Origin of the sequence: Sphingobium sp. RAC03 (assembly GCF_001713415.1) — a bacterium.
GTDB lineage: Bacteria > Pseudomonadota > Alphaproteobacteria > Sphingomonadales > Sphingomonadaceae > Sphingobium.
Genome location: NZ_CP016453.1, coordinates 490,001 through 513,578 on the forward strand (window position 1 = coordinate 490,001; position 23,578 = coordinate 513,578).

Annotated in this window: 16 protein-coding genes, 1 tRNA gene, 2 rRNA genes, 3 pseudogenes and 1 riboswitch (1 of these 23 only partly in view); of the genes and pseudogenes, 9 read left to right on the forward strand and 13 right to left on the reverse strand. The window is 60.6% G+C overall.

The annotated features are described in order from the left end of the window. The 5 genes and pseudogenes from BSY17_RS02215 to BSY17_RS21785 all read left to right on the forward strand — a co-directional run. Positions 1-1,570 (forward strand): 23S ribosomal RNA (locus BSY17_RS02215) (it extends 1,242 nt beyond the left edge of the window). A gap of 163 nt (positions 1,571-1,733) precedes the next feature. Then, positions 1,734-1,848, forward strand: a 5S ribosomal RNA gene (gene rrf, locus BSY17_RS02220). Positions 1,849-1,954: 106 nt separating this feature from the next. After that, positions 1,955-2,031: transfer RNA gene (locus tag BSY17_RS02225), tRNA-Met, on the forward strand. Between the two features lie 488 nt (positions 2,032-2,519). Beyond that, on the forward strand, positions 2,520-4,034 hold the full coding sequence (gene istA / locus BSY17_RS02235; RefSeq protein ID WP_037474355.1) for an IS21 family transposase: 1,515 nt from the start codon (positions 2,520-2,522) through the stop codon (positions 4,032-4,034). Further along, positions 4,021-4,344, forward strand: a pseudogene (locus tag BSY17_RS21785) (ATP-binding protein); the annotation flags it as partial. The gene istA (BSY17_RS02235) and the pseudogene BSY17_RS21785, both read left to right, overlap by 14 nt. A 23-nt stretch (positions 4,345-4,367) precedes the next feature. Here BSY17_RS21785 and istB read toward each other — a convergent pair. Further along, positions 4,368-5,243 (reverse strand): IS21-like element helper ATPase IstB, encoded by an 876-nt coding sequence (gene istB, locus BSY17_RS02240; protein WP_069064163.1) that lies wholly within the window; start codon positions 5,241-5,243, stop codon positions 4,368-4,370. Continuing rightward, a complete protein-coding gene (gene istA, locus BSY17_RS02245) occupies positions 5,240-6,490 on the reverse strand; it encodes an IS21 family transposase (RefSeq protein ID WP_069064164.1) in 1,251 nt (416 codons plus the stop codon). Before istA (BSY17_RS02245) ends, istB begins: the two co-directional genes overlap by 4 nt. Before the next feature lie 147 nt (positions 6,491-6,637). On the opposite strand from istA (BSY17_RS02245), the pseudogene BSY17_RS02250 reads away from it, so the two are divergent. Further along, positions 6,638-7,087, forward strand: a pseudogene (locus BSY17_RS02250) (ATP-binding protein); the annotation flags it as partial. Between the two features lie 180 nt (positions 7,088-7,267). Next, on the forward strand, positions 7,268-7,423 hold the full coding sequence (locus tag BSY17_RS21455) for a hypothetical protein (protein WP_171899164.1): 156 nt from the start codon (positions 7,268-7,270) through the stop codon (positions 7,421-7,423). Positions 7,424-7,801: 378 nt separating this feature from the next. Here BSY17_RS21455 and BSY17_RS02255 read toward each other — a convergent pair whose 3' ends face one another. From BSY17_RS02255 to BSY17_RS02265, 3 genes are all read right to left on the reverse strand, one after another. After that, the gene (locus BSY17_RS02255; RefSeq protein ID WP_150125692.1) at positions 7,802-9,532 is read right to left on the reverse strand and encodes a putative bifunctional diguanylate cyclase/phosphodiesterase; all 1,731 of its coding nucleotides are present in this window, start codon (positions 9,530-9,532) and stop codon (positions 7,802-7,804) included. Positions 9,533-9,893: 361 nt separating this feature from the next. Further along, a complete protein-coding gene (locus tag BSY17_RS02260) occupies positions 9,894-11,189 on the reverse strand; it encodes a PQQ-dependent sugar dehydrogenase (protein ID WP_069064166.1) in 1,296 nt (431 codons plus the stop codon). A 122-nt stretch (positions 11,190-11,311) separates the two neighbouring features. Continuing rightward, on the reverse strand, positions 11,312-13,720 hold the full coding sequence (locus BSY17_RS02265) for a glycoside hydrolase family 2 TIM barrel-domain containing protein (protein WP_069064167.1): 2,409 nt from the start codon (positions 13,718-13,720) through the stop codon (positions 11,312-11,314). Positions 13,721-14,824: 1,104 nt separating this feature from the next. Here BSY17_RS02265 and BSY17_RS02270 point away from each other — a divergent pair. Further along, positions 14,825-15,151 (forward strand): Beta-galactosidase C-terminal domain, encoded by a 327-nt coding sequence (locus BSY17_RS02270; RefSeq protein WP_069064168.1) that lies wholly within the window; start codon positions 14,825-14,827, stop codon positions 15,149-15,151. A 408-nt stretch (positions 15,152-15,559) separates the two neighbouring features. On the opposite strand, the pseudogene BSY17_RS02275 reads toward BSY17_RS02270, so the two are convergent. The 3 genes and pseudogenes from BSY17_RS02275 to BSY17_RS02285 form a co-directional block, all read right to left on the reverse strand. After that, positions 15,560-16,018, reverse strand: a pseudogene (locus BSY17_RS02275) (nuclear transport factor 2 family protein). A 14-nt stretch (positions 16,019-16,032) separates the two neighbouring features. Continuing rightward, the gene (locus BSY17_RS02280) at positions 16,033-16,443 is read right to left on the reverse strand and encodes a VOC family protein (protein WP_069064169.1); all 411 of its coding nucleotides are present in this window, start codon (positions 16,441-16,443) and stop codon (positions 16,033-16,035) included. Next, complete coding sequence (locus tag BSY17_RS02285; protein ID WP_069064170.1) at positions 16,440-17,048, reverse strand: pyridoxamine 5'-phosphate oxidase family protein; 609 nt, start codon at positions 17,046-17,048, stop codon at positions 16,440-16,442. The genes BSY17_RS02280 and BSY17_RS02285 overlap by 4 nt, the downstream gene beginning before the upstream one ends. A 76-nt stretch (positions 17,049-17,124) precedes the next feature. Between BSY17_RS02285 and BSY17_RS02290 the strand changes: the two genes are divergently transcribed. Beyond that, a complete protein-coding gene (locus BSY17_RS02290; protein WP_069064171.1) occupies positions 17,125-18,018 on the forward strand; it encodes a LysR family transcriptional regulator in 894 nt (297 codons plus the stop codon). Between the two features lie 259 nt (positions 18,019-18,277). On the opposite strand, the gene BSY17_RS02295 is transcribed toward BSY17_RS02290, so the two are convergent. From BSY17_RS02295 to cobO, 5 genes are all read right to left on the reverse strand, one after another. Continuing rightward, the gene (locus BSY17_RS02295) at positions 18,278-18,685 is read right to left on the reverse strand and encodes a DUF1636 domain-containing protein (protein WP_069064172.1); all 408 of its coding nucleotides are present in this window, start codon (positions 18,683-18,685) and stop codon (positions 18,278-18,280) included. Positions 18,686-18,687: 2 nt separating this feature from the next. Next, the gene (locus BSY17_RS02300; RefSeq protein WP_069064173.1) at positions 18,688-19,230 is read right to left on the reverse strand and encodes a hypothetical protein; all 543 of its coding nucleotides are present in this window, start codon (positions 19,228-19,230) and stop codon (positions 18,688-18,690) included. Between the two features lie 47 nt (positions 19,231-19,277). Next, on the reverse strand, positions 19,278-21,233 hold the full coding sequence (locus tag BSY17_RS02305; protein ID WP_069064174.1) for a TonB-dependent receptor plug domain-containing protein: 1,956 nt from the start codon (positions 21,231-21,233) through the stop codon (positions 19,278-19,280). Between the two features lie 150 nt (positions 21,234-21,383). Continuing rightward, a riboswitch (cobalamin riboswitch) is annotated at positions 21,384-21,573 on the reverse strand. A 14-nt stretch (positions 21,574-21,587) separates the two neighbouring features. Continuing rightward, positions 21,588-22,907: a cobyrinate a,c-diamide synthase gene (locus BSY17_RS02310; protein ID WP_083216982.1), complete on the reverse strand. Its 1,320-nt coding sequence runs from the start codon at positions 22,905-22,907 to the stop codon at positions 21,588-21,590. Further along, positions 22,904-23,515, reverse strand: coding sequence for a cob(I)yrinic acid a,c-diamide adenosyltransferase (cobO, locus tag BSY17_RS02315; protein WP_069064175.1), 612 nt, complete (start codon positions 23,513-23,515; stop codon positions 22,904-22,906). The genes BSY17_RS02310 and cobO overlap by 4 nt, the downstream gene beginning before the upstream one ends. Between the last annotated feature and the right edge of the window lie 63 nt (positions 23,516-23,578).

A 23,578-nucleotide genomic window follows, 5' to 3' on the forward strand; every position in this document is an offset into this window, starting at 1 on the left:
GCGGAGCGTTCCGTAGGCCGTTGAAGCGATCTGGTAATGGGTCGTGGAGGTATCGGAAGTGCGAATGCAGACATGAGTAGCGATTAACAGTGTGAGATGCACTGTCGCCGAAATTCCAAGGGTTCCTGCTTAAAGCTAATCTGAGCAGGGTAAGCCGGCCCCTAAGACGAGCCCGAAGGGGGTAGTCGATGGGAACCACGTTAATATTCGTGGGCCTGGAGGTGTGTGACGGATGGTGTAAATGGTCTGGGCTTATTGGATTGCTCCAGGCTGTGAAATCGTCCCAGGAAATAGCCCCTCCGTATAGACCGTACCCTAAACCGACACAGGTGGAATGGTAGAGTATACCAAGGCGTTTGAGAGAAGTATCCTGAAGGAACTCGGCAAATTGCCTCCGTACCTTCGGAAGAAGGAGGCCCCATATAAGCGCAAGCTCTTATGGGGGGCACAGGCCAGGGGGTAGCGACTGTTTAGCAAAAACACAGGGCTCTGCTAAGTCGGCTTCAAGACGACGTATAGGGCCTGACGCCTGCCCGGTGCCTGAAGGTTAAGAGGAGGTGTGCAAGCACTGAATTGAAGCCCAGGTAAACGGCGGCCGTAACTATAACGGTCCTAAGGTAGCGAAATTCCTTGTCGGGTAAGTTCCGACCTGCACGAATGGCGTAACGACTTCCCCACTGTCTCCAGGATATGCTCAGCGAAATTGAATTCTCCGTGAAGATGCGGAGTACCCGCGGTTAGACGGAAAGACCCCGTGCACCTTTACTGCAACTTCAGAGTGGCATTAGGAAAGAGCTGTGTAGCATAGGTGGGAGGCTTTGAAGCATCGACGCCAGTTGATGTGGAGCCATAGGTGAAATACCACCCTGCTGTTTTCTGATGTCTAACCTCGTACCGTTATCCGGTACAGGGACCCTCTGTGGTGGGTAGTTTGACTGGGGCGGTCGCCTCCTAAAGAGTAACGGAGGCGCGCGATGGTGGGCTCAGGACGGTTGGAAACCGTCTGTTAGAGTGCAATGGCATAAGCCCGCCTGACTGCGAGACTGACAAGTCGAGCAGAGACGAAAGTCGGTCATAGTGATCCGGTGGTCCCTCGTGGAAGGGCCATCGCTCAACGGATAAAAGGTACGCCGGGGATAACAGGCTGATGATTCCCAAGAGCTCATATCGACGGAATCGTTTGGCACCTCGATGTCGGCTCATCACATCCTGGGGCTGGAGCAGGTCCCAAGGGTTTGGCTGTTCGCCAATTAAAGTGGTACGTGAGCTGGGTTCAGAACGTCGCGAGACAGTTTGGTCCCTATCTGCCGTGGGCGTCGAAATTTGAGAGGAGTTGACCCTAGTACGAGAGGACCGGGTTGAACATACCTCTGGTGTACCAGTCGTTCCGCCAGGAGCGCAGCTGGGTAGCTATGTATGGACGGGATAACCGCTGAAAGCATCTAAGCGGGAAGCCTCCCTCGAGATAAGATTTCATCGAGCCGTCGTAGACCACGACGTTGATAGGCTGGATGTGGAAGTGGAGTAATCCATGAAGCTAACCAGTCCTAATTGCTCTGTTCGCGCTTAAACGGTTCATTCGTGAATCGCAGAGTCCCACCATCAATGACAGCACTGGCAACAGGTAGCTTGAATGAGATGGCGTGGTTCTTAAGCCAGCCAGAAATCACGACACACACAAAACACCGTGCACGGTATCGATTATAAACCCTGATTTTGCGCCAGCTTCATTGCTTGGTGACCATAGCGTCTGTGACCCACCCGATCCCATCCCGAACTCGGCCGTGAAACCAGTCTGCGCCGATGGTACTATTGCTCAAGCACTGGAAGAGTAGGGCGTCGCCAGGCATTGAAGCTCGCGCAAAATCAGCAAAAACCCATTCACATTGTCAAAAAAGGCGGCCCCAAAGCCGCCTTTTTTGCGTTACCCCAAAACCAAGGGGCAACCACGTGTCGCGGGATGGAGCAGCCCGGTAGCTCGTCAGGCTCATAACCTGAAGGTCGTAGGTTCAAATCCTACTCCCGCAACCACCGAAACCGACATTCCCGAAAGCCCCGGCGCGAAAGCGCCGGGGCTTTCGGTGTTCTCGGCCAATCGACGCTGTTCGATCCATTCCAGTATCCTGCCAAACTCGCCGTAGAGCATGGCGTTGACCTCACCGCGCTTCGCGCCGGGCGTGAGGTCGATCCGCTCGATCAGCGCCCGCAACGCATCGGCGGCCTCCTGGCGCTCTTCCGGCTGCGATAGTGCGTGCGTCAGTCGTTCCACCTTGCGCCGATAAATCTCGGAGATGTTGGGATGGATGTCAGGCACGTCAGCAGGGGCCGCAGCCAAACGAGCGCGGATCGCATCCTCCTGGGCTTCCAGCTCCAGAAGCTCATCGACAAGCGCGCGTGTGCCCTTGCCTGTGGATCGGCGTGCAAAAGGGACCCCGTTAGCGGGGTGATCGGCGTCTAAAAGGGACCCCTCATTTCGATGGTTTAAGCAGCTTCCTGAATTTTCAGGCGGCGAGATCGGGATGTTGGTTTTGGAGACAGTTTTACGGATCCGGCGTGAGTATGCCGGAGGCAAGGCGATCAAGGCGATCGCGCGGGACCTGCATGTGTCGCGGAAGGTCATCCGCAAAGCGGTCCGAGCGCCGGAGGGCGCCTTTGATTATCAGCGCAAGGTTCAGCCGCTGCCCAGGATCGGTCCGTTTCAGGATCGCCTCAACACGCTGCTGGAAGAGAACGAGCTGCGCGGCAGGCGTGACCGGCTGCGGATGACGCGGATCCATGATCTGTTGGTGCGCGAAGGCTTTGAGGGATCCTACGATGCCGTGCGGCGCTACGCGGCGCGATGGAAGTTGGAACGGCGCAAAGATGCCGGCGATGGTGTCACGGCCTTCATCCCGCTGATGTTCAGGCCAGGCGAGGCCTACCAGTTCGACTGGAGCCATGAAGATGTTGAGATCGCCGGGGCACCGATGCGGGTGAAGGTCGCGCATATGCGACTGTGTGCCTCACGCGCGGTCTATGTCCGGGCTTATCCTCGTGAGAGCCAGGAGATGCTGTTCGACGCGCATGCGCGGGGCTTTGATTTCTTCGGCGGCGTGCCAGGGCGCGGCATCTACGATAATATGAAGACGGCTGTGACGAGCGTGTTCACCGGCAAGGAACGCGTCTTCAACCGGCGGTTCCTGATCATGACCGACCATTATATGGTCGAGCCCACGGCCTGCTCGCCTGCGGCGGGATGGGAGAAGGGTCAGGTCGAGAACCAGGTGCAGACGATCCGGGGTCGCTTCTTCCAGCCCCGGTTGCGGTTCGCCAGTCTCGAAGAGCTCAATGGCTGGCTGGAGGCCGAGTGTCGGCGCTGGGCGGAACGGCAGCCCCATCCCGAACAGGGAGAGCTGACCGTGGCGCAGATGCTGGAGATCGAACGATCTGCGCTGCAGCCGATGCTGGGACCGTTCGACGGCTTCAATGAGAGCGAGCATGCCGTGACCGGCACCTGCCTGATCAGCTTCGACCGCAACCGCTACTCGGTGCTCTCGACGGTGGCACGACGCACGGTGCAGGTCCGCGCCTATGCCGATCGCATCGTCGTTCGCTGCGGCGAAGAGGTTGTCGCTGAACATCCTCGCTACTTTGGGCGCAACCGCACGATCTATGACCCCTGGCATTATCTGCCAGTGCTGGCCCGCAAGCCTGGCGCGCTGCGGAACGGTGCCCCCTTCCAGGACTGGGATCTGCCACCGGCGCTTGCCCGCCTGCGCCGCAAGCTGGGTAATGGCGACGATGCCGATCGCCGGTTCGTCCGTGTGTTGTCGGCCGTACTGACCGATGGCCTGGAGCCTGTCGAAGCCGCTGTGCGTGAGGCACTGGCGACGGGCACGGCAAGCGACGACCTGATCCTCAACATCCTGGCACGACGCCGGGAACCCCCGCGTCCGCTGACGATCATCACCTCCGAGGATAGCGCTTTGCGCCATCCCCCGATCGCCGACTGTGCCCGTTACGACCAGTTGAGGACCTTCGATGCAGCGGCATGACATGATCGAGGCCATGCGCGGGCTTGGCCTCAAGGGCATGGCAGGCGCGTTCGACGATGCCGTCACCACCGGCATTCAGCGCCAGCGCACCACCATGGAGATACTGACCGATCTTCTGAGGGTGGAGGCGACGCATCGTCATGCCGCGTCGATCCGATACCGGATGGCCGCTGCCAGGCTGCCCGTCGTGAAGGACATCGACGCCTTCCGGTTCGAGGGTACCCCAATCAACGAGGGGCTGGTGCGTTCATTGCACAGCGGCACGTTTGTCAACGGCACAGTAATTTTCCCCGGAACGGGCAAAGTAAAATTCCCCACTTTGCGGTTTGAGGTTCAGGAGCCGGGCATCGGTACACCTCCATCTTTTGGCGGTCGCCCGCGGCGACGAGCTTCTGTCGGCGCCGGCGGCGTGATCCGGGCGGTCGAGCGCACATGCTCGGGTAGTAGGTCTGCATGTCGCCTGAGGCGATAACTCGAGCCATCGATCTGGATGACGATGGCGTGATGCAACAGGCGGTCGAGCAGCGCGGTGGCGACGACGGGGCTGCCGAAGATTTCACCCCATTCGGCAAAGCCTCGGTTCGAGGTGAGGATCATCGCCCCTTTTTCATAGCGCGCATTGACCAGCTGGAAGAACAGATTGCCACCACCGGGTATGACCGGGAGGTAACCGATCTCGTCGACGATCAGCAAAGATGGCCTGCAGTAGAAGCGGATCCTCTCGCGCAGCGAGCCCTCCCGTTCGGCCTTGGCAAGCGCACCGATCAAGTCCGCAAGCGTGATGAACGAGACGCTTTTGCCGGCTTTGACGGCTTCCAGACCGAGTGCGCTGGCAAGGTGGCTCTTGCCGGTGCCGGGCGGCCCCAGCAGGTGAACAACCTCGCAGCGCGCAACGAAGTTCAGTTCGGCCAGCGACAGGATGCGGGCTTTGTCGAGCGAGGGCTGGAACGAGAAGTCGTATCCGGTGAGGGTTTTGACAGTATTGAGCCGGCCCATGCGCAGCGCGGTTCGGATCCGCCGATCCTCGCGGAACGTCAACTCCTCGAGCAGTAGTTGTTCGACCAGCTCCAGCCCGGTGATCTCGCCGCGATCGAGGCGGGAGACGCAGCTATCGACCACCTCGATGGCGCGGGGCATTTTGAGGCCGACCATACTGATCTTGATGCGATCAAGCAGCGACGCTGTCGGATCGGGAAGAAGCGAGTTCATGCTGCCGCTCCCGATGCCGCCAGTTGCTGACCAACGGCAGCGTAGAAGTCGAGCGAACGGCGTGTGACCAGTTCGCCAGTAAAGCCATGGGGCACCGGGTTTTCATCTTTAGGCCGATATTGGCGCCGGTGGCCTTCCAGCAGCGAGCGCTGCCGCCGCCCCTCGAGCAGCGGATGTCGTGCGATCAGCCGATTGTCTTCGAAGATATGGATTTCGTCCGCCAGGCTATGAACCTCGACCACGCGCCGCCGGGTCGCGTCGGGCACCGAGTAATAATTGCCGCCGACGCTCACCATGCCTTCATGACTGATCCTCCGTTCGAGCTTGAGGACCGCGCCGAACGGAATCAGCGGCAAGAGCTGCAGTGTCGGCTGCTCCTGTGCGAACGCTTCGTTGACAACCCGCCCGGTGGAGGCGTGAACACGCGGGTTGGCGACATTGCCAAGCCAGTTCCCGAACTGGAGGTTGAGATCATCGAGATCGCGGAATGTGCCGCCCAGGAAGAAGTCTTCACGGATGTAGCGGAACGGCCGCTCGACCTTGCCTTTGGTTTCGGGCCGATAGGCGCGGCAGGCTTTTGGCAGAAAGCCATAATGGCGAGCGAACTCGCCGAGCGTCCGGTTGTAAACGACGCGACCATCCTCATCCTCGCCCAGAACGGCCGTCTTCATGCGATCGTAGAGGATTTCGCGCGGCACGCCGCCGATCGCCTCGAACGCGGCTCTGTGGCACGCCAATACGGTCTGCATCGTTTGACGCTGGGCGAAGCGCCCCCAGATCAGCCGGGAGAAGCCCAGCACCATCGAGAACAACCACACGATCTGGACGCTGTCCGGCGCGCTGGTAAATCGCACCCGGAACTGAGCAAAATCGACCTGTGCCTGTTGCCCGGGTGGCGTCTCGAAGCGCACGGCGAAGGGGCTGCCGCCGCCTGCCGGTCGCAATGCGCGCACCGTATCGCGTACGGTGCTGTAGCCGCCGGTGTAACCACGCTCGCAAATCTCGCGCAAAAGGCGCCGCGCGCTCAAACCCGGATAGGCATCAAGCCTAGACCTCAGATAGTCCATCCAAGGGTCAAGCAAGCGCTCGCGTGGCTGCCTGGGTCCATACGTCGGCACTTCGATGCCTTGCGCTATATATTTACGGACGGTCTTGCGGTCGATCCCGACCTGGCGGGCGATAACGGCCACCTTCAGACCTTGGCGATGTAAATCCAGGATCATTATCAGATCTCCAAGCTTCTTCATCGTAGCGTGCCTCCCGTCAGGAGGATCATGCCCGATATTTTTGCTCTGGCCCTTGTCCGGGGCTCGCCCCGGACAAGGGCCAATCAGAAGAAGTGGGGAATTTTCAAATGTCCGTTCCGGGGCATTTTACTCCGCCATCAACACACGTTCCTGCCCGCACGGCGCAATATCGTCCTGGTCGGCGGCACAGGCACAGGAAAGACCCATCTGGCCATCGCCATCACCGCCAATGTTGTGCGCTCCGGCGCCCGGGGCCGCTACTTCAACACGGTCGATCTGGTGACCCGCCTCGAAGAGGAGGCCAGGATCGGCAAGAGTGGCGCTCTCGCCGCCCAGCTATCCCGTCTCGATCTGATCGTACTCGACGAACTGGGCTATCTGCCGTTCGCCCGATCGGGCGGCCAGTTGCTGTTCCACCTGATCAGCAAACTCTATGAGCAGACCAGTGTCATCATCACCACCAACCTCGCCTTTGGCGAGTGGCCCACCGTGTTCGGCGATCCCAAGATGACAACCGCGCTCCTGGATCGCGTCACCCATCATTGCGACATTGTCGAGACCGGCAATGACAGCTGGCGCTTCAAAAACCGCAGCTGATCCGCCCCAGCGGCAATCAATTAAAAGATGCTTTGCGCTGCGCGCGCCTCCGGTCGGGCTACGCCCTCCCTACGCCGCGCGCAGCGCAAGGAAGAGCGTCACATCAATGTTCCGCCATCCTGACAGGGGGTCCCTTTTGCGCGCTGATAAGGGGTCCCGTTTGGACGCCGATTGACAATCTTGGACGCAGACCCGACGGCTGATATTTCGAACGCCATGAATATTGGCGCTGTGATGAAAAACGGTCGCCTCTATGACCCGATGACATTGGACGAAAACTGGCCGCAAGAGACCAAGGCGGAATTGGCGTGGTTCCCGGAAGAAGGCTTGCAGTGATGTCGCGATGGCGAAATTTGCAGATTTTATCAGTATATGAAGGGGAGCTATCCCTATAAAAATTAGGCTTTTTACGGCGGCGTAAAATCGGTCGTGTAAAAAGGTGTAGCCGAAAGATTCGTTGCTCCGTCAATATTTTGAGCATTTCAAATGAGCCCTAATTATCTCGTCCGGTAGCTTCGATCAGTGAAGGTGATCTCAATAGTCTCAAATTGGACTTTCAAAATCACTACATCCGGTAGTGAAAGCGAGAATTTGAAGCGGAACGTCTGCACTTTGGAGCAAAAATTGGGCACGGAGCGGCGGATGAGGGTTGATATCGGAAGAGAATGATTGCGAAAGAACCCTTGTTCGCAAGCATCACCGGGAAGTCGGGTTTCAGCCCGTTGACACAATGCTGGTGTTCTGAGCGAAAGTACAGCGATGAAGGTAATTGTCTGCAATTTCAGAAGCCAGCATTGGGCGCCCGTATAAGTATCCCTGTGCTTCGTGACAGCCGAGATCGAGTAGCGCCTTTTCTTGCTTTTCCGTCTCAACACCTTCAGCAATCACTTTGAGTCCCAGGCCCGCCGCCATGATGACAATTGCCTTGACGATAGCTGAGTCACCAGCTTTGCGATCGATGTGCGCAATGAAACTGCGGTCGATTTTCAGACGGGTCAGAGGATATTTTTGCAATAAGCTTAGCGACGCAAAACCGGTGCCGAAGTCGTCGAAGGCTACGCCTACGCCTAGCAAGCTGAGATCCCTCAGCGCTTTGGTAGACTGAGTGTTATGCCGTAAGACGGTTGTCTCCGTGATTTCCAGCTCTAATTGATCGGGCGATAGTTGATGTCTCTGCAATGCCGTCGATACGACTTCAAATAACCGATCTGACCGAAGCTGGGCTGCGAAAAGATTGATCCCGATGCGCAACGATCGTAAGCCTGCTCGCTTCCACTGGGCCGTTGCTGCGCATGCCTGCTCAACAACCCAGTCGCCCACATCTTCTGCTATCGGGCTGTCTTCAAGCACCTCTATGAAGGCGGCTGGAGTAAGCAGGCCGTGATCGGGATGGCGCCATCGAATAAGCGCCTCGACTCCGGACAACGAACCAGTGGTCAGGCACATTTGAGGTTGGTACCAGAGTTCAAACTCATCCTTGGCTAGCGCCCTCCGAAGTTCCGAGCCCAAGCGATGTCTCTGTTCGGAATTGTTCTGCATCGCACGCTGGAAAAACCTCCGCGCGCCACCTCCGTCGCTTTTTGCGCTGTAGAGGGCGAGATCAGCGCAAGAGAGGAGCAACTCCACATTCGAAGAATCACTAGGCGACAACGCGATACCGATGCTTGTCCCTACGTAGATCGATTGTTCGGCTAGCTGAAAGGGGCGCTGCAAGGTTTGGAAAATTCGGGTTGCCAGTTCGTCCAGTACGAGCGGATCGGCGCAGTTTGAAAGCAGGATTGCAAACTCGTCGCCGCCCAGACGTGCGACAAACCCGATGGCGCCAACGGTTGCAGTCAGCCGGCATGCCACGGCTGTTAAAAGCTGGTCGCCGACGGAGTGTCCAAGAGTGTCGTTCACATGCTTGAACCCGTCGAGGTCCATTAGCATCAGCGCACAAGGAGCCCTTGTAATCTCGGCCGCGAGGCGTTCCTGCAGTGCGTTCCGGTTGGGCAGCGACGTGAGGGTATCGCAGTGCGCGAGGTGCTCGAGCCGTTGCTTCGCCGAATGCCGGTCAGCAATGTCGCGCAGCAGAGCGCCAAACATCGGCTTACCGTCCTCGAACCACATAGAGAGGGATAAATCGACCGGAATCTCGCTTCCATCTGCATGCAACGCCAGAATGTCGACGGAATGCCCGGCTAAACGCGCGCGGCCAGCCTGAACCGCTCGGGCTAGGCCCGCATCATGCGCGGCCCGAAGCCTGGGAGGGATGATTAGCGAGAGCGGCTGACCGATCGCGTGCTCCGCAAGATGCCCGAAAAGCTCTTCAGCGGCTGTGTTCCAAGATACGATTAGATTGTCAGCCCCCGCACACACTGCGGCGGTCGCAGAGTTGGCAAGCATCTGCTTATAACGATACTGAGACGGATCGTGATGGATCGATCCAGTTTCGTCCGTGGTCACGTCTCGCGTCCGTTTGCCATTTATATCTCCCTGATAATAATGGCACAGGAAAGTTAAGATATTTGTCCACACCTACCGCTCCAAGAATCAGGCCGGTTGGTGCCGAAGGTACGAACATTTTACGGACTTTCTCTCCGGATGCAGGCTGCAGCCTAACTGCTGATTCCGAGGCAATTCGCCCCCTGGTGCGAGGCTACCTCAATCAGGTCCATTCGTCCCGCCCACAGGATCGCGACTGATACAGCGAGGCTTCCTTGTAGGCGGAGAGGCATTGCAGGGAGAAGGCAGGTGTCGATTGCGAAAGCCACTTAGAAGAAGCTAACTGTCAAATGGCTTATCCCGCGAGGCGTTGGACACATGATCACGGAAGGCTTGCGTGCGATTTCTGATTCATTTCTTGGGGGCTGGCAGCGGCTATGCGCCAGATCGTTCCGCCTTTGTCATCGACGATCAGCACTGACCCGTCCCGCGCGGTCGCTAACGCGCGGGGGCGACCGTGGACATGCCCGGGCCCGTCAGTGAAGCCGGTTAGTATCGGCTGCATCGGGCCGACTGCCTTCCCGTTCCGGAACGGAACGAACACTACGTCATAGCCGAGCAGGGTCGAACGGTTCCATGAACCGTGTCGCGCGACAAAAGCGCCGTCCCTGAACCGCGCGGGCAGCTTCGTGTCCGCCCCGAACGAAATACCGAGCGCAGAAGCATGGGCACCAACGGCAAAATCGGGCGTAATAGCCTTCGCTACCAGGTCGGGCCGCTGCCCTTTCAGTCGCGGATCGGGGTTCTTGCCCCAATAGCTGTAGGGCCAACCATAGAAGCCACCTTCCTTCACGCCAACGATATAGTCGGGGACCAGATCGTCGCCCAACTCATCGCGCTCATTGACGGATGCCCATAGCCGCCCGGTCCGGGGTTCAAACGCCATGCCCACCGGATTGCGTATGCCATCGGCAAAAATGCGCTCCCGCCCGCTTGCCAGATCGATCGCCAGGATAGCGGCGCGGCGGGCTTCCTTGGCGATGCCGAACTCGCCCGCGTTGCTCGCTGATCCGACTGCAATGAACAAGGTGCGCCCGTCGCGGCTGGCCAGCAGATTTCGCGTCCAATGATTATTGTAGCCGGTCGGATCGAAGCGGGTGATCCAGGTGCGCGGCGCATCGTCGGCAATACGCGTGGTCCCGAGCGTATACGGCGTCCAAAATACGCCATTTGCGTTGGCGATGTAGAGCTTGTCCCCGATCAGCTGCATCCCATAGGGCTGGCTGAGGCCGCCTATCAGCGTTTGGCTCACGTCGGCGCGCCCATCACCATCCGTGTCGCGCAACAGCAGGATGCGGTTGCGCCCGACCGCGCGATAGCCTGGATCGTTGCTTTTGCGCTCGGTCGTCGCCTCGGCGACCAGCACGTCGCCGTTCGGCAGCACCACGACGTTGCGCGGCGAATCCAGCCCTTCCGCAAAAACGTTAACGGCAAGGCCGTCGGCCGCCTTCACGCGAACATCGTCGTGGAACAGCGTCGTGTTCGGCGTGTTGACGACCGATTTCGTGCTGTACGGCGCAGGCAATGTCGGCCGCGCCCCGATGCTCGGGCCGCTGACCTGGGCGTGAGCCAGCCCGGCAGCAAGGATCAGAGGCAGGGTCATCAGATAACGCGACATTGGTAGCTCCGGTGACAAGAAGGGGTTGGTCGGGAAGAAAAACGCTAGCCTCTGTCTGGATACTGTGTCGCTATCCAGACAGAGGCTGCGCATAGCGGTTGATCAGGGGGCGCGCTCCGGCATCATCGTCCTTTCCTAGCCTGTAGCTCGATCGAACCTGATGCGAGCCCATCGGCGCGGGCCTTTACGGTAAAGCGTCCGTCGCCAGTGCCCCGAACCAGTACGACGGCGGTCCCTTCGCGCGGCTGACGATATGGCGAGGCGAAGGGCCGGTGATCGGTGACCGATCCGCTGTCGGTCGCGATCAGGCCGCCCGCGCCCTCGACCGAAAAATGAAGAAGATGCTCCGCGTTCGGCACGGTCACGCCCGTTGCATCGACCACCCGTGCGCGGACATAGATCATGCTGTCGAAGTCGGAACCGACGGTCCCTGCATCTGACGTCAGCTGTATTGCAGCAGGACGGCCAGCGGTGCGAAGCCTATCCGAGATGCCATCGGCCCCCTTATCGCGGCAAACCGCCCGCACCTCACCCGGCGCAAAGGTGACCGCCCAGCGGCGCGGCGACGCATCGACGTTGATGGGCAGGCTGCCTAGCGAACGACCGTTCAGGAACGCCTCCACCGCGCGGCAATTGCTGTAGACCTCGATCGTCTCCGGATGCGGTTGCAGGTTCGCAGGGGTCCAGTCATCGAAAAGCGCGACCGGTGGCTGCGGTGTCGCCACCGCGATCATCGTCGGCACGGTCGGCTGGTTCGGTCCACCCGCGCCGTCGGTCGCCGGTCCGGCGGCATCCGGGATCGCATTGCGCACGACATGGACGACGGGTTTATCCAACCACCAGCTCGCCCGCTCCAGCCCGCGGACATGCGGTGCCCCCGTCCGGTCGAGCAACCCGGTATAACGGCTGATGGCAGGCCAGCCGGCACGGTTTGCTTCCCCCAGATAGTCGATGCCGGTCCACAGGAACATGCCCGCATAAGCAGGATTGTCGCGCACCGGCAGCCAGTTCACAAGATTATGCCCGTTCTCCGTACCAATAATGCGGCGACGCGGGTCCTGACGATGCGCTGCCACCAGCTCGCCTTCGCGATAGTTCTGGCCCACCACGTCCAGCATGTCGGCAAAGCCGTTGGCATAGTCGCCGGTCACGTTCGGGCGGAACAGCCCCATCGTGACCGGGCGGGTCGGATCATTAGCATGGGCGATGTCGAGCAGCGAGCGCAGGGCCGCCTTCGCCTGCACGGGATAGGCAGTATCGTGGATTTCGTTGCCTGCGCTCCAAATGACGATGCTGGGATGGTTGCGGTCGCGCCGGATCATGTCGGCAGCGTCGCGCTTGTGCCAGTCGCTGAAGAACAGGTGATAATCCTCCGGCGTCTTGGCGACGTTCCATTGGTCGAACCACTCGTCCATCACCAGCAGGCCAAGTTCATCGGTAAGGTCCAGCAATTCCGGGCTCGGTACGTTGTGCGCGGTGCGGATGGCGTTAACCCCGAGTGCCTTCAGCGCGGTCAGCCGCTGACGCCACACGGCGATGGGCACCGCCGCGCCGACCGCGCCGCCGTCATGATGGATTGCTACGCCCTTCACCTTGACGTTGCGTCCGTTCAGCCAGAAGCCGGTTTCCGCCCTGAACTCGGCCTCGCGCACGCCGAACGCGACGTTCTCGGTGTCCAGCAGGTTACCTTGTTCATCGAGAATGAGGATCGCTGCGTGATACAGGGTGGGACTATCGAGGTCCCACCGCCGAGGCGATGCGAGCGAAATCTCGTGCGTCACGAGTTGTGTACGATCGGCATCTATTGGTTTCAGCGTCGATCGCGTGCGGCCGACTTCACGGCCTTTGGGATCGGTGACGACCACTTCCACCGTCGCGCTGCGAGGAGTCGCACCCGCATTATGGATTTCGGTCGAAACCGACAGCATGGCGGCGTCTGCGGTGATCGACGATGCGCGGACGAACGCCCCACCTTGCGGCACATGGATATCGCCTGTTTCGATCAGGCGGGCATGCCGATAAATGCCTGATCCGTTATACCAACGCGATGACGGTGCCGCCGCCGTGTCCGCGCGCACTGCGATGACGTTCGGCCCGTCGCGGCGCAGGTGTCGGGTGATGTCATAGCGAAGCGAGACATAGCCCATCGGCCGGTAGCCGACATGATGCCCATTCACCCAGACCCCGCTGCGTTCCATGATGCCATCGAACTCGACGAAGTAGCGGCGGTTCGTAACCGGAACGACGTTGAGGTCGCGGCGATACCACGCCACACCCGTTGGAAAAAAACCGTTCTCGCCTCCAGCCTTGGCGTTGGAAGTGACCGGTCCGGCGATCGCCCAATCATGAGGAACAGAGACGGTGCGCCAGCCTTCGGTGCTGATATCCGCACCCTCCGCTCCTTCCGGATCACCTTGCAGGAAGCGCCAGTTGTCGGACAGGGGGGTGATCTTGCGGTCCGCTGCCATGGCGACACAGGAGAAGGCCAGGCCGGCAAAGAGCCCGGCCAATCGGCTGAAACCGTGATGCATCCACCTCTCCATATGCATTTTCATCGCAAATATATTTGAAGCGATGCAAAATAATGGGATGAATGTTCACATAATGGACAAACTTAATCAATCCCTGATGCGATCCCAACCTTCATCCATCGGTAAGCGGAGGCCGACCAACGTTGCCTATGTTTTGCTTACCTCTTCTCGTCGAGGCCTGACGAGTAAGCTCTTGCGACACAGGGCCGCCAACTGTCGATACCAACCGCGCTGCGATCGCGGTTGGCCTGTGCGACGCGAGAACCATCTGTGTATTGCAAGCCGCCCTTCGCGCGCATTTGGAGCGCCGAGCCTTGAGGGACGGCTTGGAGAATGAGCGCCAGCAGCTAACGGCGTCCACGTCTATCATTACGGACGCCCACAGCCCCCGCATCCACCTTCTGTTTGATTAAACGATCCGACGCTGAAGGCTCCTTGATCGCCCGGTTTGAAGCGGTCCGCTCTGCCAGGGCATCAATCTGGTCGAAGGAGTAAATGTTTGGAGATCGATATTCACATATAGTCGTCGATAGTGATTGAAATTCATAACTAACGATCCATATTCGCAGTTGGTTTAAACCGCAGTGGTCGGTTTTGACGGGATCGTTTATGGGTGAGTGGCCTTCGCAAGCAGTGATGGATTTTCGCGGGCGGCGCTTGCCTGAGCCCGCGGTGCCGCAGGGCTAGGCTGCGCTCATAGCGAGATATGATCTCTCGCCGCAGCTTACCGCCGCACCTGGTTGCTGTCGCCGAGCGCCATCATCCCGCCTCAACCGATGACTGGACGCTCCTGATTGGGGATCGGCTCAGAAACGAGTCTCCTGTCAAATTTGAACCAAGTTACTGGGGGGAAATGAAAAAAGATTACGGTGGGAGGCCTCGATCGGCACCGGTTAGGACCACAGCAATATCTCTTAAGCCCAACTAATATCAGCCTGCTGCGCCTACAGAGGCAGGGTACCGTTTCCGAGCCGACCCTCAGATATGGACCTCAATCGCTGCGACAAGGGCAGCTTTTATGGATTATGGCTATGCCGCTCTAGAAGCGCGTAGATTTAGATTCGAACGATCAGTGTTCCGGCATTGCGCCCGTTGAAAAGGTCGATGAAGGCGTCGGGTACCCGCAACACCTACGGCACGGGAGAGGTAACCTACATTGGCTTCATGCCGTCGGACGCGATGATTGAAGCTGTCCTGACCGACACCGCGAAACGCGCTGGCGTTGTTTGGCCAGAAGCCGTTCGCTTCCCTCTCATTGTGCGGAGCGGCACTCTCACGAATGGCAGCCACGTCCGCTATCTGCTGAATTACTCGCGAGAAAAGCAAAATATCCCTGGCGATCTTGCCGATGGAACAGATCTTCTGACTGGCAAGCAGGCAGGTTCTTCAATAGCGCCTTGGGGCGTGGCAATCTTGGAAAGCAACCGATAAAGCAAAGACATGTGAAGTCAGATCCTGAGATATTCATTGGCAATATGGCGAATTGTTAGCTCGAACCATTAGACGATATTATGCGAGAGTGATTAGATCGATCAGGTTATGCCAGCCCCACCCCGACCGAAGGGGCGTGAACAAATTGGGCTGCGTCACAGCAGCCTGGGCCACAAATGCAAGTCGCCTGTTGATGGTGCTCGTCATGGGCATTAGCGATGGGTAAAAAGATGGTCCGGATTTGAGAACAAAAATATCGACCGCCAACGATCGACAGGGATCAATGGCTTCCGATCTTCGTTACGCATTCGGAAGTGCATCCACCGGCAGACAGTGACAATGCGCTTGCGGACGTCTGGAAGATTTGCTGGGGGTGGCCGGTGCACGCGACCTTCAGTTCTACAGCCCCTATTCTTCCAGTCCGGGATGATCCGCCGGTTGTGGCCCGAGCGGGCACCGGAACAGCCGCTCCCCCTCGGAAATAGGCAGGTCGTTGATGCTCGCGATCCGCCGTGCCATCAAGCCATCGGTCGAGAACTCCCAATTCTCGTTGCCATAAGAGCGGTACCAGGCACCTGCATCATCATGCCATTTATAGGCGAAGCGCACCGCGATTCGGTTGCCGCCGTGGGTTCACAGGCCCTTGATCAGTTGATAGTCGTGTTCACGGCTCCACTTCCCTGTCAGGAAGGCGATGATAGCCTCCCGCCCCCCCCCGAAGGAGCTCGGACCGGTTCCGCCACTGACTGTCTTCGGTGTAGGCAAGCGCTACGCGCGCGGGATCACACCCGTTCCAGCCAATCCGGCCGCGCGGACCTTATGCAACGCGGTCTCATGGGTGAACGGCGGGAGGGGCGGTCGCGACATCGGGCAACGTCCTTTCAGGCAAAGGGTGTGGCGAATTCCAGACGAATGCCACCGGGAATGAAGATGAGGAAGTGGCGCGTCGAGGACTCCGAGCGGATGGGGCCGGGCGCCGCATCGACCACCACTTCCGGATGCGCTGCCACCGACTCCCACACCGCCAGCAGTGCGGCATCGTCGGCGACCGACAGCGAAAGATGGTGGAGGCCGATGTTGGCGCGCCGATCAAAGGCCCGGGCAGTCCGCGGGTCCGCTGCACGCCATAATGTCAAAAGGATCGCGCCGTCCGATACGAAGATGGAGGGATAGTCAGGCACGCCGCCCACCTCCTCGAAACCCAATGTGCCACAGAAGAAGGCGTGCGCCTGATCGAGGTCGGGCACGGTGAGGCCGACATGATGGATGCCTTGCGTGAGTTTGCCGGTCATGATGCTGCTCCTTCCAGGTGAGCGATGCGGGTACGCAGCGCGGCGATCTCGTCGATGAGGGGTTGGGACGCGCGCCGCACCTCCGCCTGAGTGAAGCGCGGCGTGATGTGTTGGGGGCAGTTCCAGTCATACCCAATGACGTCGATCAGGAAGGCACGTTCCGGCTCGGCAGCATAGCCCTGCGGCATGAGCGCGGCGATGTCCGCCGCATCCTTACTGGAACGCGCATGGGCGATGATCTTGAGACGGCGGTGGTTCGGATAATCCATCAGGAATAGCGACACACGATCGTCAGCCGCAAGATGCGCAACGGAGAGATATTGCCGATTGCCGCGATAATCCGCGAACCCGATGCGATTGCCCTCGATATGGCGGAGAAACCCCGCCGGCCCGCCGCGATGCTGGACATAGGGCCAGCCATCTTCGGACACGCTCGCCATGTAGAAACTGTCGCGGGCGGCGATGAAGTCCAGTTCGCGCTTTGTGAGCACGTCGGCCGGGCCCGCGTCCGCTTCCATCCGGGCATAGGATGCGCGTGATCCCGCGGCTTCTTGCAGGGCGCGGGTTCGTGGACCAAAGAGGGTATGGAGAAATGTCTGTGCCATAGGAGGAGGTATAACGCGTTGCCCCCGGCACGATAATCGGTGATGATCGACGTTCACTATTTCATTTTGAGGAATAATGGATCGCTTCGAGAGCCTCTCTGTCTTTGTCGCTGTGGCCGAGCAGCGCGGCTTCGCGGCAGCGGCGCGCGCGCTGAATATGTCGCCACCCGCGGTCACCCGCGCGGTCGCGGCGCTCGAGCGGCATCTGGACGTGACGTTGTTCCATCGCTCGACGCGGGCCGTGTCCTTGACGGACGAGGGGGCGGCGTTGCTCGACCGGGCCCGGCGGATCCTGGCAGACCTGCGTGAGGCGGAGCAGATTGCCATGGGCGGGCGGTCCGTGCCGCGCGGTCAACTCTACGTGACCGCGCCGGTGATGTTCGGACGCCTTCATGTTCTTCCAGTCATCAATGCCTTGCTGGCGAGCCACGCGGGTTTGAATGCACGCATGATGCTGCTCGACCGCAATGTCCGCATCATCGAGGAGGGTATCGACGTGGCGGTGCGGATCGGGGCGCTGGCAGACAGCACGTTGCGCGCAGTGACGATCGGCTCGGTCCGGCAAACCATCGTGGCGAGCCCGGCCTATCTCGCCGACCATGGCGCGCCCACCGATCCTGCCGAACTTGCCAGCCATCATTGTATCCTGGGCAGCGGCGTGCGCGTCGGCAGCACATGGCCATTTGGTGTACGGGGCGACAGTATTGTGGACGTGGTCCCCCGCCTGATCGTCAACAGCATCGATGCGACCATCGCCGCTGCTGAGGCGGGCGTGGGACTCGCCAATCTGCTGAGCTACCAATCGGCCCCGCGCATCGCGAACGGGCAGTTAGTGGAGGTGCTGGCGGATTATGCCCCGTCCCCCATGCCGGTAAGCCTGCTCTACGATCCCGGTCGGGCGGCTATGCCTGCGGTTCGCGTGTTCATTGAGGCCATGCGGGAACAAGGGAAGCAGAGCGCGTGGTCTTGATCTAGATCGGTGCGAACCGAGAGCACAAAATCATTGTCTCGAGAATGGAGCGCAACGCCCGGTTGCGCGAATCAAGACTTTCCCTTTGAAAGGCTGGACTGGTTCGATCGCGGAATTGAGTAGGCCGTTTTTCTCCTGAACGCGGACCTCCAAATCAACGACCAACGACCTAAACTGGATAGAGCTTTGCCTTCTGGCCAGCCGCAATCACCCCGCAGAACTTCGGTGCGAGTTTAAGCTGTCCCGTTTAGATTGACGCTTATGTCGCGACAAAGCCAATTGGCGGCGCGCGTGTGATGAAATGGCCCTTCACCCCGTCGGGCCATTGCGCATAGGGCACCTGCCCATGTTCGCTCTGTGCATAGTGAACCGCATAATCAAGGATGGCCCGTGCCGCCGCTTCATCGGGCAGGAAGTGCCCAAGCACATAGCTGATCTTGCCGGGCGCACGCAGATGGATGGTGCAATGCGCCTTGCAGGCAAAAAGGCAAGGCATCTCCTGGACGTCCACGCCATCATATCGGTTGGAACTCGCTTTGACCCGGTGCAGTGCCTCCACCAGCTTCCCTCCGCCGAACAGGCCATTTGCGTCCTTCCGCTCCTCGGGGGTGAAGCGACAGCTGTTGCAGGCGACGATGGCAGGCCCATCCTTGACCGCTTGCAACATGGTCAGGCCGCCGCCTGCAGATCGCGCCGCAGCAGGCCGCCGCTTTCCAGCCGACGTTGGAACAGGCGCAACCCGCCCAGGATCAGGGCATAGCGGACAAACTGCCGCAGCAGGATGTCCGGTGTGAACGCCCCATAGCCTGCGTTCATCGCCACGGCACCGATCAGAACGACCAGCTTGAACCCGACGAAGGCGGCGATATAGGCGATGACGAGCCGCGCAAAGGAGGACCGGTCCGGCGAGGCGTTGACCGCGCGATCAGCCACCAGCAAGGCGGCGACAGCGGCCAGCGCCAGGGTGAACGCCCATCCGGCATTCTGCGCCGTCAGCGAATAGTCCAGCAGGCAATAGCCTACGGCCTGCGACGCCGACCAGGCGGCCAGCATGAGGATGATCCCCGCCTTGCGCGGCACATAGAGCGCCGCGAGCGCTGCGAGAGCGGGAAAGGGCGTGGCGCAGGCCAGCACCAGCGTCGTCGCTATGCTGGCGAAGGTCATCGTTCCGATCCACAGATTGCGGGCGGCGGCAGGGGACATAGGCTGCATGGACAGGCACTCCTTGGCTTTACTGGGGCGGGAACAGGGGCGGGGCATCACAGCCGCGCCCGGAACCCGGCGTAGATGCTGCGGCCAAGCTGGCCATAGCGACGCGCGGTTTCATAATAGTCGTCGAACAGATTTTCCGCCCGCGCGAACAGGGTGAGGCTCTGCGTCACCGGCATCTCCGCGCGCAGGTCGATGATCGTGTAAGCGCGGTTGACGAAGGGCGTCACCGTGGCACTGGTCCGCGCCGTGTCGATCGTCTTGCCTGACCATCGCATGGCGACCGCCGTGTTGAGGCCGAACGGCCAGGCATAGCGCGCTGTCGCATTGGCGGCGTGGCGCGGCCTGCGTGCAAGCTGATTGCCGAAATTGAGGCCCGGCGACCGGTCTTCCGCCACGGTCCAGCTATAATTGCCGTCGATGGTCAGGCGGCCGATCTGGGCAAGGCCTGCCATCTCCAGACCGTGGGCCTCGCTGCGCTGGATATTGGCATAATAGCCCGCCCGCGGCGTGGTCGTTCCCGGCGCGAAGCAAAGCGGCGGGCGGTTGCTTGTCGGACAGCCATTATAGGTGATCAGATTGTCCGTGTTCCGTTCAAACCAGGTGGCCGACAGGATCAGCTTATGGTCGAAAAGATGCTGCTCGACGCCTGCGTCCCAACCGCGCGACTTTTCCGGGTCGAGCGCGCTGTTCCCATATTCGCTGTGCAACTGGTAGAGGGTAGGGGCTTTGAAGCCCTCGCCATAGCTGGCGCGCAGGATCGTGCGATCGTCAAACAGCGACCAGACCGCGCCGCCGCCAAACACCATATTGCCACCAAAGGCCGAATGATGATCGTGGCGAAGCCCGCCATTAAGCGTGAGGCCGACGACCGGTTCGATCCTGACCTGTGCATATTGGCTGTCGATATCGGCCGACACCCGGATGGTGGTAAAGCTGGCCAGGCTATTGGGAGGCGAGGCGGAGCGCATTTTCTGTTCTTCGCGTTCCACACCAAAGACGATGGTCCAGCCCTGGGCGAGGCCAAGCGTGCCCTGATATTCGTAACGATCGGTTTGCCCCTTGGCGGCGAAGCTTTGTGGACGCACCGTCCGCAGCGGATTGCTATTGTCGCGCACCGTTTCGCTACGGCTAAAGCCCAAGCGGTTGCGCAGCGCGCCGTCGAACAGATCGGCATTGAGCCCGGCATAGCTGGTCCACTCCTCGACCAGCGAATATTCGGGGCTGTCCGGGACCGATCCGGCGCTGTCGATGTCGGCGCGCCCCTTGGCGTAATAGCCACGCAGATCGACGGAGATACCGGACGACAGAACAACGCCGACCCGCCCGTTGAGCGTGCTGTTGGTATATCCGTCCCGCTCCTTGCCGCCAAAGCGCGGGCTGATCGCGGAGATGCCCTCGGTTGTGAAGCGCCCCCCTGCAACGCGCCAGTGAACGGGGCCGCTGCGCCCGCCTAAGGCTGCCCGCGCATTGACGGTATCGCGCGAGCCCGCCTCGATATCGGCGGATGCCTCCAGCGCGCGACCGGGCGTTGCCGTCACGATGTTGACGACGCCACCGATCGCCTGACTGCCCCACAGGATCGACTGCGGCCCGCGCAATATTTCGATCTGATCGATGTCGCCGGTCATCAGTGTCGCGAAATTATAGCCGCCACCGGTCGAGGATGGGTCTGCCAGCTTCACCCCGTCGATGACCAGCACGGTCTGGTCGCCCTCGGCACCGCGGATACGGATGGATGTCGCCGTGCCATAGCCGCCATTGCGGGTGAAGCTGATCCCCGGCGTGCGGACCAGCAGGTCCGACACGACCGGCGCTTGCGATGCGTCGATCGCCCTCTTGTCGATAACAGTGAGACTGGAGGCGACGGCGTCGACAGGCGTGCGCGTGCGCAGCGCCGACACGATGATGACGCCGCCCGCTTCGACCGCCTCTATGGGTTCGGCCAAGGCAGATACTGGAAGGCTGGCCAATACCGCCAGGCCGGTTTGCAAGATGATAGGCATTACTATTCCCCCGTCTTTGACAAGACCGGGCGCGCACGACGCGGCGCGGGGACGGGCGCAGAACGCACGACACCACGCCGCGCGAACACGCACGGTCGAACTGTCGTTGCGCGAGGATATCCTCGTTCGACCGGCACACCCTGTCCGGACGAAGAACGACTGCGACGGGCAGGTCTCCTGGCTTGCGGGTCAACGCCGGTTCGGCCGCCTTCTCAGAACCTTGAAGGTTCCAATGGCATCTGGCCGATGGCTCACCGCTCACAGTTGCAGGGGCAGCCGAGGTCTTGAACCCCGTTCCCTTTTGATCCCCTTGCGGGGAACCTGTCGCAATATCGATGTCGTAGGCGGGATGTGTCAGGCAATCAAGTGGAAGAAACCGCCGGTCACGTCGCCGTTGCGATGTCCGGCGGGTGGCAACGCATTGCCCAGGGCATCGGCCATGTCGGCAAGGGGCATGCCGTCGCTTGCCACGATCGTCGCATAGTGGAACTCATGGCCGAGCAGCAATTGTTCCGCCGACGCGAAGCGGGTGTCCTTACGCAAAGTGGCCTTGCGATAACCCAGCGTCATGCGCCGCTTTGCAAAACTCGTTTCCACCGGCAGCAAGCCGGCCATGGCATGGACCACGCCGTCTGCATCCTCCAGAGATCGGCCAAGCACCATATAGCCGCCACACTCCCCATGGACCGGGCGATCAACCGCGAAGGCGCGCAGCCCCGACAGGAAGCGCGCGTTGGCTGCGATCCGACCGGCATGAAGTTCGGGATAGCCGCCCGGCAACCAGCAGGCGTCGCAGTCGGCAGGGGGCGCTTCGTTGGCAAGCGGCGAAAAGAAGCAGAGTTCAGCGCCCGCCGTGCGCCACCATTGTGCCAGATGCGGGTAGAAGAAGCTGAAGGCGCTGTCCCGCGCCACCGCAATCCGCTGGCCAGGTGGGCGGATGGTGGCGGGCTGACATGGTACGTCTTTGGTGGGGGGCGCTGCCTTGACGATCGCATCCAGATCGCATTGGCGCCCCACATGGTCAGCGATTGCAGCGATGCGACTGTCCAGTTCGCCGGTCTCTCTGGCCTGCACCAGACCCAGATGGCGGGAGGGCATCTCCATGGCCTTGTCCGCCCGGACCATGCCGAGCAGGGGCAGGCCCACGCGTGCAAAGCCCTCTTCGACCATGGCGGCATGGCGGGCGCTCGCCACGCGATTGACGATGACCCCCGCGATTGGCGGCGCACCTGGAAAGGTCGCGCAGCCATGCGCCACCGCAGCGACCGACTGCGCCGCCGCACGGGCATCGACGACCAGAAGCACGGGCCATCCCAGCAATCGTGCGACATCGGCCGAGGCACCAGAGCGCTCGTCGGCCCGCGTTCCGTCGAACAGGCCCATGGCGCCTTCCGCAATGACGAGATCACTCTCACTTGCGGCTTGCGCCGCCAGTCCCCGCAGCAGCGGCCCGTCCATCGCAAAGCCATCCAGATTGATGGACGGCCGCCCCGTCGCCGCTTCATGGAAGGCGGGATCGATATAATCCGGCCCGCATTTCGCGCCTTGGACGCGCATCCCGAGATCCCGCAAGGCGCGCTGAAGGCCAATCGTGATCGTCGTCTTGCCCGCCCCCGAAGCGGGCGCAGCCACGACAACTCCGGCCCCAAGCGACCGCACACTGGACGCGGTCAAAACTCGATCCCCTTCTGCGCTTTCACGCCCGTCTGGAAATGATGCTTGATCTGCACCATTTCCGTGACGAGGTCGGCCGCTTCGATCAGGGCGTCGGGTGCATTGCGGCCCGTGACGATGACATGTTTCATCGCGTCACGATCCATTAGGCCCGCGACCACTTCTTCTACCGGCAGATAGCTGTAGCGCAGCACGATGTTGAGTTCGTCCGCGATTACGAGGGCATAGCTTGGATCGGCGATCATCCGCCTGACCTCGTCCCATCCCGCGCGGGCCCATTCGATGTCGCGGACGCGATCCTGCGTGTCCCAGGTAAAGCCCTCGCCCATGGCCTTGTGATCGACCTGCCCCGGAAAGGCAGCATAGACGGCCCTTTCACCCGTCGCCCATCCCCCCTTGATGAATTGGACGATGCCGACTTTCATCCCATGGCCCAGCGCACGGCAGGCCATGCCGAACGCAGCGGTGGACTTGCCTTTGCCCTTGCCGGTGTGGACGATCAAAAGGCCCTTTTCTTGGGTTTTCTGCGCAATCTTGTCCTGCATAAACGCCTGGCGTTTCCTCGCCTTGGCGTTGTGCCGTGCATTGATATCGTCCTGATGGTCCATCTGCGATCCTTACGTCGAATATGCGCGTCCAGACGGGCACGCGGGGCTTTCATGCCGCTCGAA